Source organism: Streptomyces sp. NPDC046303, assembly GCF_055588085.1.
In genome coordinates, this window is record NZ_JBVJFA010000006.1 from 25,985 (window position 1) to 38,775 (window position 12,791).

Here is a 12,791-nt window from a genome sequence, read left to right on the forward strand (position 1 = left end):
GTCTCTCGTCTCCGTCTCCCCTTTCCTGTTTTCCGTTCCGCCCTGGAGGGCTCCCGTGGCCACGGACATCGCCTTGTCTCCGCTCATAGCGGCCACGGCGCAGTGGCTCACCTGCGCCTATCCGTCCGGTCGCGGTGCTCTGGAGCGCAGCCTCGCCGAAGCCCAGTCCCGTCAAGCCGTCACCCTCGCCGCGTGGCTCCGGTACCCGACGGCCCTCGACGTACAGCTGGTGGCGCTGACCGGGCCAGGTGGCTCGGCCCGCCTCGACTGGATCACCGGGTCCGACGTCGCCGTCGCACACCCGCACCAGGCCGCGGACCCGCAGGACGATGCGTGGCGCAGCTGGGTGGACGAAGTCGTCGCCAGCTGGGCCGCCTGCCTGCTGAGCGCGCCGGCCCTCGCCGTACAGGCGGCACAGGCCGTGAACGGTACCGACCACGCGGGTACGGCGCCCATCGCGTTCCGGCGGCTGACCCAGCCCGGCCCGGACGACCACCGGGCAGCGGCACTGCTCCGCCATCCGGACCTGCTGGCCCCCGTCGCGGAACTCCACCGCCTCCTGCTCCTCGAACGTCTCGGAGTCTGACGAGGGAGCGGGCGAGCGTTCCCGGCACGCCCCGGAAGGCCACCGCGGCGGCCTTCCGGGCGGGCCCGGGCGGATCAGGCGGATCAGCTGGACAGGGTCTCCAGCAGGTCGCCGACCTTGGCGTCGGGCAGGGCGCGCGCCACGTCGGCCTGGGCGACCATGCCGACGAGGTCGTGCCCGTCGATGACCGGCAGCCGGCGTACCTTGTGCCGGGCCATCGTGTGCAGGATCTCCGCTGCGTCGTCATCGGCCCCGATGGTCACGGCCTCACCCTGGGCGAACTCGCCGGCCTTGCACTGGGCGGGGTCCTTGCCCTCCGCCAAGACCTTCACCACGATGTCCCGGTCGGTGAGCATGCCCTTCAGCTTGTTGTCGGTGCCGCAGATGGGCAGCGCCCCGACACCCAGCCTCTTCATCTTCTCCGCTGCTTGGAGGATGGTCTCCTCGGCGCCGATGCATTCGGCGCCTTCCGTCATGATCTCGCGGGCAGTGGTCATCTGATTGCCTCCCTCGTGATTCCCACGGCTTTCGGCTTCCAGCACCTGCCCGGTCGCGCGAGCGACTAACGTCCGTACCGTCCGCATGCGCGGGAAATCGTCCGCGGACCGGTGTACCCCGCGCGTACCGAGGGGGTCGGCGGCCGGCCTTACGGGTGGTCGGGGCGCTGCTCCGGAGGGGTGGGGGCCCCGGTCTGTGACCGGTCTTGCTCGTCCTTCCCCGTCTTCTTCGGTTCGGCCGCTTTGAGATGACGGCTGTCCTGAGGTGTGGCGGCGCCCTTTCCGCTGCGCCGCGCTTCCGGTTGCTGAGCGTCACCCATGATCTCGTTCCTCCCATGTGTTCCCCGTGCATCGGGACTCTGCAGGCGATCGATGGGCCCCCATGCACCGTCCTGTCGATCGACTTCCCGTTCGGCTTCGGTGATCACGCTGTCGTCGATCCAGCCGATGGGTTCCACCTCACGGACGAGGGGCTCGTTGTCGGGCCCGCGGGCGACCTCCGTGCCGTGCAGCAGCCAGGGTTTGACGCCGCCGTGCCGCACCCGCGGCAGGTGGGAGTAGTCGAACAGGCGCCGGGCCGCCCATGTGCGCAGCGGCCGGTCCCGCCACCACTCCTCGACGTCCAGGGGGTTGGCGGACAGCCCGGGCAGCTCCACGCCGGTGAGCTCGTCGCGGCTGGAGGGCGCGGGAAGGTCGGCATGCGGGCCTCGGGACCAGCGGACATAAAGCCCCCGCCGCCCCGAGAGGAGACCGGCCAGTTCGTCCAGTGACCTGATCGTCGTCAGACGCGTCCGGTTGTCGGTCTCGTTCATGCCCGGCGACTACCCGGCGTTCCGCCCCCCACTCTTCATGGCGAGCCCCGCCCCTCACCTGCCCGCTGTTCGCGCGCTGTGCGTCGGCGCCGTGGTTCCGGCACGGGTGGAGGCCTGACCCGGGGATCGGCGGGTAGGCGCCTCACGAATGACCGATCCACGACGGAAAGCCGGGAGGGTGTCGACCTGGCGGGCGCGGGAGGGAAAGCCAGGCGGACCCCCCGGCTGGAACCTCCTAGAAGAGAGAACTGTCATGAACGCCGCCGACAATCCCGACCCGGACCCGGACCGCACATCCGGTCTCGACCGCAGTGGTGGAGTGGCACCAGGAGAGACGCCGCCCGCCGAAGCGAGCACCACATCCGGTGCAGGTCCGTACCGCCCGCCGAAGCGCGGCTGGGCGAAGGGGCCGATCATCGTCATCTGCATCGTCGCCGTGCTCTGTGCCCTGTTCTTCCTCGCCTTCGCGATAGAGCTCAACATGTGAGCAAGCCGGCTCCGCTCCGCGAGCCGGCTGCCTGCATCGCTGCCCAGCCCACGGCTGACGCCCTGAGCAGGGCGGGTCACAGCTGGTCAGGAGTGGTCGGGGGTGGTCCGGCGGTAGCGTAGGGTGGGGTTCACCGACGCGGGGTGGAGCAGCTCGGTAGCTCGCTGGGCTCATAACCCAGAGGTCGCAGGTTCAAATCCTGTCCCCGCTACTCACCCAGAAGGGCCCGGATCTTCACCGATCCGGGCCCTTCTGTCGTACCCGGGCGATTCAGGCGAGGCCGCAGAACGGCAGGTCGGTAGGGCCGGCAGGCAGCGTCGGGGCCAGGGTTCGGCGGCATATCCGGGGACGTGGCGGGCAGTCGCTGGACAGGGTGAGACCGCAGAGGAGCAAGCCATGTCCACCGACGCCATCGTGATGCTCAGGGACGACCACAAGAAGATACGGAAACTGATCCACGCGTACCGTGCCGGCGGTGAGCGGGCGCTGAGCGGTGGCGGGGGCGAGGTGGATGAATCAGTCGCCCGAGGGGAGATCGTGCGGGAGCTGCTGCACGAACTGACCGTTCACACGTTCATCGAGGACGAGGTGATGTACCCGGAGGTGCGCAAGCTCGCGCCGCCGGACACCGGGTCCATGGTGCTGGAGTTCCGCGAGGAACACCATGTGGCGGATGTGCTCGCCGCCGAACTGGACGGCATGCGGCAGGAGGACGAATCGTTCGACGCCAAAGCCCGGGTCCTGATGGACGCCGTAGAGCGGCACATGGATGCCGAGGAGAAGGAGTGGTTCCCGCAGGTGCGTGAGGCGCTCGGCCGCAAGGTCCTCCAGGCGATCGGTGCGCACATGGCGGAGGTCCGGGAACGAGCTCCTCAGCGCCCGCACAAGCCTCTGCTGAGGAAGCTCGCCGACGCCATGGCCTCCTAGGCCTATTCCACGACGACGATGGCGATCGTCGGGCCGTCGGCGGGGAGGAAGCCGGTGAGGCTGTCCGCCGTCTTCTTCCCCACACGGACGTACGTGGCCTTCGTGGCCCAGACACCCAGCTCCGAGGTGTCCGCGCCGTAGCTCTGCCAGGTCCTGCCCCGATCCTCTTCGCGGAGGATCCGGTTAGCGGGCCTGGCCGGCCACACGGTGACGGTGGTGACCCAGCGCAGATCCTGATGGAACGGGTTGTCGGGGTCGGCGGACCCACTCGGGGCGCGGAGGGACGCGAGTCGGCTCAGGCCCAGGTAGGCGAGCGAGTACGCGATCGCATCCTCGCCCTCGTCGCCCTTGTCGGGCCGCAGTCTGACAACGGTGCCTTCGTAATGCGGTGCGTCGTACAGCAGTGCTTCGAGAGTGGGGCGGGGGCCGTCTGCCATGGCTTCCTCTTCGGCTACGAGACATCGACTTCAATATTTCAATGCTTGCCGGTATTGACTGCTTCCGGTCTCATTCTCACGCTGTCCATCACCCGGCAGCCGACGGCTGGCAGGAGGCACCCGTGAAGGCCTTGAGGCGGCGCATGCGAAGGATGAGGAGACGGCGGGCCCTCGCTCGCTGGACACCTCGATCCATCATCCGCCGGATATGCGTACGACTGACGATGTGGGGCGTGCGAGCCACGATGTGGGGCATGCGACGGGCGCTCCGGCGTCTGTTGCGTTCCGCGTTGCCCAGTACGCCATGGTCCTTTACATGCATGCTCATCGCGACCCACTGAGTTCCGGGCCCCGATCGTTGATCCGCTGGTGCGCTGCATTCAATTGCACCGCCCGGTTGTGCCTGATTCTCCGGGTCTCGGGTAGGGGAATGGGTGCATAAGGAAGGTATGGGAAGGTGTGCCATGAGTGCCAGCGAGAAGATCAAGGCCAAGACGGAGCAAATGACCGGCAAGGCCGTCAGGAAGGCGGCGCACGCTCTTGGCAAGGAAGACCTTGCGGCCAAGGGCGCCGCCCTGGAGGCGCGGGGCAAGGCTCGAAGCGTGAAGGAGAAGGGCAAGCACGGTTTCAGGGGCTGAACATCCGAGGACGGATCGGCCGGGTCCAAGAGCGCGCAGCCGTTTGAAATGGGGCAGGCGGGCAGACGGAATGGTGTCTACGAGAAAGGGCGCGTTATGGGCATCATCGGCTGGATTCTGATGGGACTGCTCGCCGGAATCATCGCGAAGTTCCTGATGCCGGGCAAGGACCCCGGCGGTTGCATCGTCACGCCACTCATCGGCATCCTCGGCGGGCTTCTCGGCGGGTGGCTCGGGAAGGTCATTTTCGGAGTCGAATCCATCGACGGCTTCTTCGAGCTCTCCACCTGGATCGCCGCTATTGTCGGCTCCCTCATCATCCTGTTGGTCTGGCGGCTTGTCGTCCGCGCCAGGGACTGAACCTGCGGCGGTGCACTTCGGTGTACCGCCGCAGACCGCAGCCGGCGGAGCCTTCACTCCCGGGGAAGCAGGGGACCGAGGGGTCCGAGGTCGAGGTTGAGGTCCTCCAGGGAGTAGCCGTGCTGGGCGCACAGCTCGGCGAGGCTGTCGTGGAGCGCCAGGAGGGTGGCTCCGAGTTCCTCTTCCTGTTCGTCGGTGAGGTCGCCGGCGTCCACGCGGCGCAGGGCTTGGCGCTCGATGAGCTGGCGCAGGAGTTCGACGAGGGTGAGGACCAGTTTGAGGAGGTCTTCGCCGACACGGTCCGGGTCTGTGTGGAGGCGGCGGGCCGGGCGGGGCGGCCGGTCCTGGTCGCCGGGAGGTGCCTGGAGGAGACGGAAGGCGTGGGACAGGCTGTCACCGACGTCCTGAAGGGCGTCGGGGCGCGCGGCCGCGGGCTGGGGCTGGTCTCGTTCAGAAGTCACCGTCGCCGCCGTCCCGCGCCCGCGTGGGGGCCGTCTCCGAGCTGACGGAGACGATCAGGGCGCGCAGTGAGATCCGGACGAGGTCGATGTCCGCGATGGACAGGACGATGTCGCCGGTGAGAACGACGCCGCCACTGAGGAGCCGGTCGAGGAGGTCGACGAGGGCGACCTGCCGGCCCGGCAGGGGTTCCCCGGACTCCGCGAGGGTCATGGCGACGCCCCGGGGGCGTCGGCCGGGCCTGCGAGGTCGGCCGGTGGCATGGCGAAGGAGTAGGGGGCCCAGGGGCCGGTGACCTCGATGCGCAGGTCGGGGAAGCGGCGGGCGGCCTCCGCGATCGCCGCCTGGAACTGGTCCGCCTGGTCGTCGCGGATGAGGTAGGCGTCGTTCAGTACGTTCTCCTGCGGGCCGGTCAGGGCTCCACTCTGGGGTGCGTGGCGTACGTGCCGGGTGGTGTAGCGGGCGGCGATGGCTCCGATGGCCTCGGCGGCCTGCTGGGCTTGCAGGTGGACGGCTTCGCGGGCATGGTGCTGGGCCCTGCGGGCCTGGAGGTAGGCCTTGCCCGGGCCGACGGTCGCCTGGGAGCCGCTGCCGGGGGCGGGGGCGGGGGCGGGGGAGTGGGGGCCGGCCGGGGCGGGGTGGAGGTAGATCTTGACGCCGTACTCGGTGTGCGCGTCGAGCTCCTCCAGGCGCCGCGTGAAGGTGTGGCGCCGGTCGGTGAGGGCTTGGCCGGCCCGCTGATCGTCCTGGTAGACGGTGGCCATGCGCAGCGGCAGGACGGGCGCGTGCGCGGCCACGGCCTGGACGACGTCGTGGTGGGTGCGGGCGACGTCCTCGAGCCAGTGCAGGTCTTCGAAGTGGTCCTTGAGCGCGGTCTCGTTGAAATCGCGGGCGGGTACGTCGCTGGCGACGAAGGCGAGTTCGGCGGGCCCGGCGCCGGTTTCGGTGCCGGGCCCGGCGCCGGTCGACGTGCCGGTCGTGGGGGACAGGAGCCGGGCGGGCGCCCGGCCGATGCCGCGCAGGCCGGCGAGGGCCTGCTGCAGGCGGTCCGTGGGCCGGGTGACGGCGTAGACGTAGGTGAGGGTGCCGGGCGCGTTCACGGTGTGCTCCCACGTCGCCGACCGGTCGGCCTGTCCTCCGCTTCGTCACGCGCAGTGTGACCCGTCGCGTGGCCCGGGGCCGCTTCGCCCGGCGCGGCTTCGTCCGGGGGCTGTGCCGGTCCGAGCCGGCCGCGGAGGGCTTCGAGTTCGGCGCGCAGGCGGCGGTTCTCCTGCTCCAAGGGGCTGCCGGTGTGCCGGGTGGACAGGGAGGGGTCGTGTTCCCACCAGTCGATGCCCATCTCCTTGGCCTTGTCCACGGACGCCACCAGGATGCGGAGTTTGATGGTCAACAGCTCGATGTCGAGAAGGTTGATGCGGATGTCGCCGGCGATGACGATGCCCTTGTCCAGGACACGCTCGAGGATGTCGGCCAGGCTGGAGGAAGAAGTCTGCCCGTACGGCATCGGGGCGCGGGAGACGAAGGAGGCGGGGCGGTCGGGCAGGGATTCGGTCACGGTGGCCTTCCCTCTCGTGCTCGGGCTCGTCGTCGGGGCGCGTCGCGTTCAGGGCAGCTGCTGCCGGTATGCCGTGATCTCGGCCAGCCGGTCGAGCAACTCGTCCTCCTGACGGTCGAAGGTCTCCTGGTCGATCTCCCCGCGCATCAGTTGCTGCTCCAGCTCGGCGAGGCTGCGCCAGATCGGGGCGGGGTCGTAGTACTCCTCCTCGGCCTTGTCGACGATGCGCTGGGCGACCCAGGTGACGACGCGGACCGGCGCAACGGGGAGCGTCAGCAGGTGGGTCAGCAGTCCCATGGTCTTGCCTCCGTTCGCTTGGGGGCGGGGCCGGCGTGGTCACCGGACGAAGCTGTAGGGGGGCAGGGGGCCGGAGAACCGCAGGTCGATGCCGCTGCCGATCTCGCGGGCCAGGTTGGCCTGCGCGGTCCGCAGGCTGTCCTTGTGTTCGTCGGGCACCAGGAGGGAGAGGTTGAGGAAGTCGGCTCCCGACGGCGGGTGGTTGGCGTGTTCGCGGGAGAAGGGCACGAGCGCCTCGATCAACCCGGCCGCCAGGGCCTCCTGCCGCGCCTGCACCTCGTGGGCCACCATTTCGCCCAGGGCGAGCGGCAGCGCCGGATCCGGGTCTCCGCCGCGGATCCGGTCGTTGAGGTCCCGCGCCTCGGGCACGTCCTGGAGGATCTGCTGCAGCAGGGGTGCCTCGTCGGCCTGCGACGCCCGCACGTGGTACTCGGCGCACCCTTCCAGACGTTCGAGCGTGCTGAGGTAGTCGTCGGCGTTGGCCTCCAGGGCCTGGCGGACCGCCACATCGTCGGGAGCGGTGTATCCGAACTGCAGGGGAAGGACCACCCCGTCGACCATCAGCCGCTCCTGGACCTCCTGGTGGGCGGTGAGGTCCCGCCGTTTGGGCCGGATCTCCTCGGAGACGTCGCTGACCACTGCGCACAGCCGTCCGGCGGTGACCGTGCGCAGCGGGGACGGGTCCGAGCCGACCGCGCTCATGCCATCGAGGCGCAGGGGGTGGTCCTTCGCGGTGATCGAGTACACGTAGAGCGGCATCGGTTACTCCTTCTCCCGCCGTACCGGGCGTCGAGCGGGACGGCGCCGCCTGGGTACCTCTTCCTCTGCCTCTTCCGCTTCCTCTTCTTGATCTTCCGCTTCGCGATCTTTGGCCTTGGTCCTGGAGGACTTGCCGGTCAGGGAGTCGGTGACGGCTTCGACGGCTCCGCTCAGTGCTCCCTTGGACTTTCCGCGGGCGCCGCCTTCGATCATGTTGCCCATGACGTCCGGGAGCTGCGCGGGGGCCTTGCGGCCGGCCTCGAGGTCGAGGCGGTTGCACGCCTCGGCGAAGCGGAGGTAGGTGTCGACGCTGGCCACCACGATCCTGGCGTCGATCTTGATGAGCTCGATGCCCACCAGGGAGACGCGTACGAAGACGTCGATGACCAGACCGCGGTCGAGGATGAGCTCCAGGACGTCGTAGAGGCTGCTCGTGCTGCCGCCCTGTCCTCGGGCGATGGGGCTGCCGCCCTGCGGCACCATGGTCATGGCGCCTCCTTCCCCGGCGGCCTGGTCTCAGGACGGCCGGTCGATCATGCCGCGGGTGTAGCGGCGGGTGCGTTCGTAGGAGATCAGCTCGCCCTCCTCGTCCAGCGCGACCCGGTAGCTGGCCATCACGCTGGTCGTGTCCGGGATGCGTTCCAGCTCGACCACCTCCACCTGCGCCTCCCAGCCGTCTTCGGTCGGCTTGAGCGAGGAGACGGAATCGGGGCGCCGGCCCAGGAGTTCGGCGAGCTGCACGGCCGCCGCACGCATCGCCGCCGCGGCGCCGGACGTCCCGGAGCGCCGCCGAGGCGCAGCCCGCCTGACCGGTGGTCTGTCCTGCCGTCCGTCCTCGCCGGCCTGCGGTGATGTCCGCCGGGGGCGCGGAGGTTCCGCTTCGGCCATAGGGCACTCCCTCGGGGAGACGGCCTCACAGAAACTAGAATGTCACCAAATATGCACATAAGTCTTGCATCGGGGGCAGACGCATTTCAGAGGCCGCCCGGCAGCACCGCCACGTCGGCGTCAGCGCGCATGCCGCGATCCGCTGTCTGCGGGCGGCATCGAACTGTCCGCACGCGCCCTGGCAGGGGATGATCATGGAGGACACCACCAAGATCGCGCTCGCAGCCGCTGTGGCTGGAGGCTACGTACTCGGCCGCGCCAAGAAGGGCCGCTTGGCGTTCACCATGGCGACCTACATCGCCGGCCGTCGCTTCGGACTCGAACCCGGACAACTGCTCAAGGAAGGCGCCTCCAGGCTCAAGGACATGCCGCAGTTCGCCGACCTCGGCGAGCAGCTTCGCGGGGAGGCTCTCGACGCCGGCCGGCAGGCCTTGGCTGCCGCGGCCGACCGCAAACTCGCCGACCTCGCCGGCTCCCTCCGCGAGCGCACCCTCGAACTCACCCGCACCGGCGGGGGACGCGGCGAGGAGCAGGACGAGGGCGAGGAGCCCTACGAGGAGGAGCCTTACGAGGGCGAGGAGATCGAGGACTACGCCGACGAGGAGGAGTACGAGGACGAGGGCGAGGGCGAGGAGGGCTACGCCGAACCCGAGGGCCGGACCCAGGAAATGGAGGAGGAAGGGGAGGAAGGCGGGGAGGAGCCGGAAGAGGAAGCCGAAGAGTACGAGGAAGACGAGGAAGAGGAAGAGCCCGAGGAAGAGGAAGTCGAGGAGGAGGAAGAGCCGGAGGAAGAGCCTCCTCCGCCGCGGCGGACCCGCACAACGACCCGTACGCGGACCGGCAGGAGCGCCACCTCCGCCCGCACGGCCCGGCAGCGTCCGGCCGCAGCGAAGAAGGCCACAGCACCCGAAAGGACAACGCCCGCCAAGAGGACCGCGCCCTCAAAGAAGAGCGCGCCCGCCAAGAAGGCCGCCCCTGCCAAGAAGGCCGCGCCTGCCAGGAAGGCCGCGCCCGCCAGGAAGGCCGCGCCCGCCAGGAAGGCCGCGCCCGCCAAGAAGGCCGCACCTGCGAAGAAGACAGCGGCGAAGAAGACCACGCCCGTCAGGAAGACAGCGGCGAAGAAGACCGCCGGCGCCAAGCCCGCGACCGCCCGCAAGAGCGCCGCCTCCAGGGCCGCGCCGTCCAAGCCCCCCGCGAAGAAGTCCAGCACCGCGCCCCGCAAGAGGGCCGCGGGCCAGAGCCCCCCACGCGGCAGCACGGCCAAGAAGACCACCGCCAAGAAGACCACCGGCCGCAGCCCGGCGCGCAAGACGGCCGCCAAGCAGACAGCCAAGAAGACCGCGGCCCGCAAGCCGTCCACGCGGAGGTAGGCCATGGCAACCTCACACCGCTCCACTGCCCGAGAGTCCGCTTCCGGGATGGACCAGCTGCTGCAGGAACTGTCCGGATACCTTGCCGCCCAGGCCGACAACCTTGCCGACAAGGCCACGGACAAGCTCTCCGACCTCACCGACCAGCTCTACGACGTCGCCGAGAACAGCGGCAAGCTCTCCGACATCGGCGGCCGCCTCCTGCAGGGCGACTCTCCCCTCAAGGCCATGGCCGGCCAGCAACTCGGAAACCTCAAGGACAAGGTGTCCGACACCCTCTCCCAGACGTTCGGTAAAGGTCGCGGCCGCAAGGGCGGCGGCGGCAAGGTCGTCAACATCGTCGAAGCGATCGATGTCGGCCTGCCGCTGCGCAGGGTTTACGACCACTGGACGCAGTACGAGGACTTCAGCAGCTTCGCCAAGGGCGTCCGCGACGTCTCCCGGGACGACGACACCACCAGCGACTGGAAGGCCAAGGTCGGACCCTCCACACGCAGCTGGAAGGCGACCGTTCAGGAGCAGATACCCGACGAGCGCATCGTGTGGACCTCTTCAGGAGCCAAGGGCACCAACCGCGGCTGCGTCAGCTTCCACGAGCTCGCCCCGTCCCTGACCCGTGTCGTCATCGTCGTCGAGTACCACCCCTCCGGACTGTTCGAGAAGACCGGCAACCTGTGGCGCGCCCAGGGCCGCCGCCTGCGCCTGGACCTCAAGAACTTCCTGCGCTACACCACCCTCAGCACCGACGAACCAGAGGGCTGGCGCGGCGAAATCCGCGACGGCGAAGTCGTCCAGACCCACGAAGAGGCTCTGGAGGAAGAGGAACAGGCCCAGGGCGAGGACGTGGACGAAGGCGAATACGCGGACGAGGACGGCAGCCCCGAAGACGAGGAGGACCAGGAAGAAGAGGGCGAAGAGGACGAAGAAGAGGACGACGAGTACGAAGCAGCCGAGGAAGAGCCGGAAGAAGGAGAGGAAGAAGGGGACGAGGAGGACGAGCCGTCTCCGCCTCGCCGACGCCGCCGCGCGGCATGAGCAGAGCGCACCCGATCACGGCCCGCGATCGGGTTCCCGCTTACGGGCATGCTTAGGACATGCGTGAGGGCCGACCGAACACTTCGGCCGGCCCTCAACCCCACATTCCTTCACGCAGCGGTTTCACCTCGGCGCGTCAGTGCTTGAACGTGTCCTTGGCCTTCTGGCCGGCCTGCTTGGCATCTCCAAGCGCCTGCTCACCCTTCCCCTTGGCCTCCAGGCTCTCGTTGCCCACAGCCTTGCCCGTGGTCTCCTTCACCTTGCCCTTGGTCGTCTTCGCGATGTTCTTGGCCTTCTTGCCTGCACCCATTCGATTCACCTCCACGCCGATCGGCGCATGCCCATATGGACCTGCCAAGCCCCTACCCGCCCCCCGGAGCGAATACGCATTACGGTGCAAACAGCCCAAAATCGACTGGCCGGACCCCGTTCGCCAGTAAGGCAGAGACGGCCTCGGCGTGGGGAGGCGGTCCCGGGGCTTCTCCGAACTCAACGGGCCCGCGGGGCAGTTGTCGCACCACCGGCGGGGCGGGCCAACCCCACCCCGCCCCCTTGTTTACCTTACGGGTCGACCCGTAAGGTAAATGCCATGAGCTCCTCTCCGCCCTCCAGGGGGCGTCCCAGGGATCCCCGATCGCACGAGGCGATCATCGGCGCGACGGCAGAGCTGGTGGTCGACGTCGGCTACGCCGCGACATCGATCGGCGCGGTGGCCGCGCGAGCCGGCGTCGGCAAGGACACGATCTACCGGCGGTGGCCGGGCAAGCCGGAGTTGGTTTTCGAGGCAGTCTTCACGACCACCGATGACATGCAGCCCCCGGACACCGGGACGCTGGTCGGAGACCTGACCGTACTGCTGCAGGGCCTGGTCGACGAGTTCCGAGCCCCTGCCGCCGCAGCGGCACTCCCGGGCCTGCTCGCCGACTTCGCCGCCGATCCGGAACTCAAGGCGCGCATCCGCGGCGACTTCCTGGCCCCGTCGAAGGAACGGCTGATGGTCGTCTTCGAACGCGCCGCGCTGCGCGGCGAGATCGCGGCCGCAACGCCCGTGGACCTGGTCCTGGACACGCTGGCAGGAGCCGTGTTCTTCCACGTAGGACTGGTCGGGGAGCACCCTGACCCGCAGTTGGCCGCGCGGCTGGCCGCTGTCGTCGCCAAAGGAATCGAGGTCCGATGAACGGCTGGCTTCTCGCGGCAGGGATCACCGCGCTCGGCGTGGGTGCAGTGCATGTCGTCGCCGGGCACCGCGATGTGGTGCGCCCGCTGCTCTCCTGTGAGCTCGCGGACGAACCCAAGCGGGTCCTGCACGCCGTGTGGCACATGGTGAGCGTCGACTTGATGCTTTCCGGACTCGCCCTGCTCTACCTCTCCTCGGCGGACGGTACTCCGGGGACCGGGCTGGTGGCATGGTTCGTGGCCGCGCACTTCATCGCGTACGCGGCAGCCTTCCTGGTCATCACGCTGTCCATCGGCTGGCCCAGACCCCTGCTCCGCCTGCCGCAGTGGATCCTGCTCCTGCCGGTAGCGGCGCTGGCAGCGGCGGGCGCCCCGTAGCCGCCTCCCGGAGCGCACCGCGGTCGCCGTGCTGATCCGTGCCACCCACCATCGAGCTTCGTCGCACTTCCACGCCTGGTGGTGATCGGCGTGCTGTCGATGCCGAGCGCATGGAGGAACCGCGCGGCGC

At 69.3% G+C, this 12,791-nt stretch carries 21 protein-coding genes and 1 tRNA gene; 10 read left to right on the forward strand and 12 right to left on the reverse strand.

The window, feature by feature from the left end:
* The first annotated feature begins 55 nt into the window (after positions 1–55).
* Positions 56–586 carry a hypothetical protein gene (locus tag ACZ6I1_RS08150; RefSeq protein ID WP_469284469.1) on the forward strand — a complete coding sequence of 177 codons (531 nt, stop codon included), beginning with the start codon at positions 56–58 and terminating at the stop codon, positions 584–586.
* An 83-nt stretch (positions 587–669) separates the two neighbouring features.
* Here the strand turns inward: ACZ6I1_RS08150 and ACZ6I1_RS08155 are convergent, their stop codons facing one another.
* Both ACZ6I1_RS08155 and ACZ6I1_RS08160 read right to left on the reverse strand, forming a co-directional pair.
* Complete coding sequence (locus ACZ6I1_RS08155; protein ID WP_469284471.1) at positions 670–1,083, reverse strand: CBS domain-containing protein; 414 nt, start codon at positions 1,081–1,083, stop codon at positions 670–672.
* 149 nt (positions 1,084–1,232) lie between these two features.
* Positions 1,233–1,895 carry a DUF6098 family protein gene (locus tag ACZ6I1_RS08160; RefSeq protein ID WP_469284474.1) on the reverse strand — a complete coding sequence of 221 codons (663 nt, stop codon included), beginning with the start codon at positions 1,893–1,895 and terminating at the stop codon, positions 1,233–1,235.
* 253 nt (positions 1,896–2,148) lie between these two features.
* On the opposite strand from ACZ6I1_RS08160, the gene ACZ6I1_RS08165 reads away from it, so the two are divergent.
* The 3 genes from ACZ6I1_RS08165 to ACZ6I1_RS08175 all read left to right on the forward strand — a co-directional run bounded on the left by ACZ6I1_RS08165 (position 2,149) and on the right by ACZ6I1_RS08175 (position 3,309).
* The gene (locus tag ACZ6I1_RS08165) at positions 2,149–2,382 is read left to right on the forward strand and encodes a DUF6480 family protein (RefSeq protein WP_469284477.1); all 234 of its coding nucleotides are present in this window, start codon (positions 2,149–2,151) and stop codon (positions 2,380–2,382) included.
* Positions 2,383–2,519: 137 nt separating this feature from the next.
* A tRNA-Met gene (locus ACZ6I1_RS08170) sits at positions 2,520–2,593 on the forward strand.
* A 185-nt stretch (positions 2,594–2,778) separates the two neighbouring features.
* Entirely contained in the window at positions 2,779–3,309 is a 531-nt protein-coding gene (locus ACZ6I1_RS08175; RefSeq protein ID WP_469284479.1) for a hemerythrin domain-containing protein, read from the forward strand.
* Between the two features lie 2 nt (positions 3,310–3,311).
* On the opposite strand, the gene ACZ6I1_RS08180 is transcribed toward ACZ6I1_RS08175, so the two are convergent.
* Complete coding sequence (locus ACZ6I1_RS08180; RefSeq protein ID WP_469284481.1) at positions 3,312–3,746, reverse strand: hypothetical protein; 435 nt, start codon at positions 3,744–3,746, stop codon at positions 3,312–3,314.
* A 464-nt stretch (positions 3,747–4,210) separates the two neighbouring features.
* Between ACZ6I1_RS08180 and ACZ6I1_RS08185 the strand changes: the two genes are divergently transcribed.
* Both ACZ6I1_RS08185 and ACZ6I1_RS08190 read left to right on the forward strand, forming a co-directional pair.
* Positions 4,211–4,384: a hypothetical protein gene (locus ACZ6I1_RS08185; RefSeq protein ID WP_469284483.1), complete on the forward strand. Its 174-nt coding sequence runs from the start codon at positions 4,211–4,213 to the stop codon at positions 4,382–4,384.
* Positions 4,385–4,480: 96 nt separating this feature from the next.
* Complete coding sequence (locus ACZ6I1_RS08190; protein WP_469284485.1) at positions 4,481–4,744, forward strand: GlsB/YeaQ/YmgE family stress response membrane protein; 264 nt, start codon at positions 4,481–4,483, stop codon at positions 4,742–4,744.
* A gap of 53 nt (positions 4,745–4,797) precedes the next feature.
* Here ACZ6I1_RS08190 and ACZ6I1_RS08195 read toward each other — a convergent pair whose 3' ends face one another.
* Genes ACZ6I1_RS08195 through ACZ6I1_RS08230 form a run of 8 tightly spaced genes read right to left on the reverse strand, consistent with a single transcriptional unit; the run spans position 4,798 to position 8,702 of the window.
* The gene (locus ACZ6I1_RS08195; protein ID WP_469284487.1) at positions 4,798–5,205 is read right to left on the reverse strand and encodes a gas vesicle protein K; all 408 of its coding nucleotides are present in this window, start codon (positions 5,203–5,205) and stop codon (positions 4,798–4,800) included.
* The gene (locus ACZ6I1_RS08200) at positions 5,195–5,416 is read right to left on the reverse strand and encodes a gas vesicle protein (RefSeq protein ID WP_469284490.1); all 222 of its coding nucleotides are present in this window, start codon (positions 5,414–5,416) and stop codon (positions 5,195–5,197) included. The genes ACZ6I1_RS08195 and ACZ6I1_RS08200 overlap by 11 nt, the downstream gene beginning before the upstream one ends.
* Positions 5,413–6,303 (reverse strand): GvpL/GvpF family gas vesicle protein, encoded by an 891-nt coding sequence (locus ACZ6I1_RS08205; RefSeq protein ID WP_469284491.1) that lies wholly within the window; start codon positions 6,301–6,303, stop codon positions 5,413–5,415. The genes ACZ6I1_RS08200 and ACZ6I1_RS08205 overlap by 4 nt, the downstream gene beginning before the upstream one ends.
* A complete protein-coding gene (locus ACZ6I1_RS08210; RefSeq protein WP_469284494.1) occupies positions 6,300–6,758 on the reverse strand; it encodes a gas vesicle protein in 459 nt (152 codons plus the stop codon). The genes ACZ6I1_RS08205 and ACZ6I1_RS08210 overlap by 4 nt, the downstream gene beginning before the upstream one ends.
* A gap of 48 nt (positions 6,759–6,806) precedes the next feature.
* Positions 6,807–7,055, reverse strand: coding sequence for a gas vesicle protein GvpG (locus ACZ6I1_RS08215; protein ID WP_469284496.1), 249 nt, complete (start codon positions 7,053–7,055; stop codon positions 6,807–6,809).
* Positions 7,056–7,094: 39 nt separating this feature from the next.
* Positions 7,095–7,814 carry a GvpL/GvpF family gas vesicle protein gene (locus ACZ6I1_RS08220; protein WP_469284498.1) on the reverse strand — a complete coding sequence of 240 codons (720 nt, stop codon included), beginning with the start codon at positions 7,812–7,814 and terminating at the stop codon, positions 7,095–7,097.
* A gap of 3 nt (positions 7,815–7,817) precedes the next feature.
* Entirely contained in the window at positions 7,818–8,303 is a 486-nt protein-coding gene (locus tag ACZ6I1_RS08225) for a gas vesicle structural protein GvpA (protein ID WP_469284500.1), read from the reverse strand.
* A 27-nt stretch (positions 8,304–8,330) separates the two neighbouring features.
* On the reverse strand, positions 8,331–8,702 hold the full coding sequence (locus ACZ6I1_RS08230; protein WP_469284502.1) for a gas vesicle protein GvpO: 372 nt from the start codon (positions 8,700–8,702) through the stop codon (positions 8,331–8,333).
* Between the two features lie 194 nt (positions 8,703–8,896).
* On the opposite strand from ACZ6I1_RS08230, the gene ACZ6I1_RS08235 reads away from it, so the two are divergent.
* Both ACZ6I1_RS08235 and ACZ6I1_RS08240 read left to right on the forward strand, forming a co-directional pair.
* A complete protein-coding gene (locus ACZ6I1_RS08235; RefSeq protein WP_469284504.1) occupies positions 8,897–10,072 on the forward strand; it encodes a histone protein in 1,176 nt (391 codons plus the stop codon).
* Positions 10,073–10,075: 3 nt separating this feature from the next.
* Positions 10,076–11,107 (forward strand): SRPBCC family protein, encoded by a 1,032-nt coding sequence (locus ACZ6I1_RS08240; protein ID WP_469284506.1) that lies wholly within the window; start codon positions 10,076–10,078, stop codon positions 11,105–11,107.
* Positions 11,108–11,243: 136 nt separating this feature from the next.
* Here ACZ6I1_RS08240 and ACZ6I1_RS08245 read toward each other — a convergent pair whose 3' ends face one another.
* On the reverse strand, positions 11,244–11,417 hold the full coding sequence (locus ACZ6I1_RS08245) for a CsbD family protein (protein ID WP_469284508.1): 174 nt from the start codon (positions 11,415–11,417) through the stop codon (positions 11,244–11,246).
* A gap of 279 nt (positions 11,418–11,696) precedes the next feature.
* Here ACZ6I1_RS08245 and ACZ6I1_RS08250 point away from each other — a divergent pair, with 279 nt between their 5' ends.
* Together ACZ6I1_RS08250 and ACZ6I1_RS08255 are read left to right on the forward strand one after the other, a co-directional pair.
* Positions 11,697–12,284 carry a TetR/AcrR family transcriptional regulator gene (locus ACZ6I1_RS08250; RefSeq protein ID WP_469284511.1) on the forward strand — a complete coding sequence of 196 codons (588 nt, stop codon included), beginning with the start codon at positions 11,697–11,699 and terminating at the stop codon, positions 12,282–12,284.
* On the forward strand, positions 12,281–12,661 hold the full coding sequence (locus ACZ6I1_RS08255) for a hypothetical protein (protein ID WP_469284513.1): 381 nt from the start codon (positions 12,281–12,283) through the stop codon (positions 12,659–12,661). The genes ACZ6I1_RS08250 and ACZ6I1_RS08255 overlap by 4 nt, the downstream gene beginning before the upstream one ends.
* Positions 12,662–12,791 lie beyond the last annotated feature (130 nt).

What these genes read in the sequence shown, in the direction of transcription:
- ACZ6I1_RS08175 (WP_469284479.1), top strand. Translation starts at nt 2,779, where the DNA reads ATGTCCACCGACGCCATCGTGATGCTCAGGGACGACCACAAGAAGATA.
- ACZ6I1_RS08230 (WP_469284502.1), bottom strand. Translation starts at nt 8,702, where the DNA reads ATGGCCGAAGCGGAACCTCCGCGCCCCCGGCGGACATCACCGCAGGCC.
- ACZ6I1_RS08240 (WP_469284506.1), top strand. Translation starts at nt 10,076, where the DNA reads ATGGCAACCTCACACCGCTCCACTGCCCGAGAGTCCGCTTCCGGGATG.
- ACZ6I1_RS08165 (WP_469284477.1), top strand. Translation starts at nt 2,149, where the DNA reads ATGAACGCCGCCGACAATCCCGACCCGGACCCGGACCGCACATCCGGT.
- ACZ6I1_RS08255 (WP_469284513.1), top strand. Translation starts at nt 12,281, where the DNA reads ATGAACGGCTGGCTTCTCGCGGCAGGGATCACCGCGCTCGGCGTGGGT.
- ACZ6I1_RS08220 (WP_469284498.1), bottom strand. Translation starts at nt 7,814, where the DNA reads ATGCCGCTCTACGTGTACTCGATCACCGCGAAGGACCACCCCCTGCGC.
- ACZ6I1_RS08155 (WP_469284471.1), bottom strand. Translation starts at nt 1,083, where the DNA reads ATGACCACTGCCCGCGAGATCATGACGGAAGGCGCCGAATGCATCGGC.
- ACZ6I1_RS08225 (WP_469284500.1), bottom strand. Translation starts at nt 8,303, where the DNA reads ATGACCATGGTGCCGCAGGGCGGCAGCCCCATCGCCCGAGGACAGGGC.
- ACZ6I1_RS08245 (WP_469284508.1), bottom strand. Translation starts at nt 11,417, where the DNA reads ATGGGTGCAGGCAAGAAGGCCAAGAACATCGCGAAGACGACCAAGGGC.
- ACZ6I1_RS08190 (WP_469284485.1), top strand. Translation starts at nt 4,481, where the DNA reads ATGGGCATCATCGGCTGGATTCTGATGGGACTGCTCGCCGGAATCATC.
- ACZ6I1_RS08235 (WP_469284504.1), top strand. Translation starts at nt 8,897, where the DNA reads ATGGAGGACACCACCAAGATCGCGCTCGCAGCCGCTGTGGCTGGAGGC.
- ACZ6I1_RS08215 (WP_469284496.1), bottom strand. Translation starts at nt 7,055, where the DNA reads ATGGGACTGCTGACCCACCTGCTGACGCTCCCCGTTGCGCCGGTCCGC.
- ACZ6I1_RS08200 (WP_469284490.1), bottom strand. Translation starts at nt 5,416, where the DNA reads ATGACCCTCGCGGAGTCCGGGGAACCCCTGCCGGGCCGGCAGGTCGCC.
- ACZ6I1_RS08180 (WP_469284481.1), bottom strand. Translation starts at nt 3,746, where the DNA reads ATGGCAGACGGCCCCCGCCCCACTCTCGAAGCACTGCTGTACGACGCA.
- ACZ6I1_RS08160 (WP_469284474.1), bottom strand. Translation starts at nt 1,895, where the DNA reads ATGAACGAGACCGACAACCGGACGCGTCTGACGACGATCAGGTCACTG.
- ACZ6I1_RS08250 (WP_469284511.1), top strand. Translation starts at nt 11,697, where the DNA reads ATGAGCTCCTCTCCGCCCTCCAGGGGGCGTCCCAGGGATCCCCGATCG.
- ACZ6I1_RS08185 (WP_469284483.1), top strand. Translation starts at nt 4,211, where the DNA reads ATGAGTGCCAGCGAGAAGATCAAGGCCAAGACGGAGCAAATGACCGGC.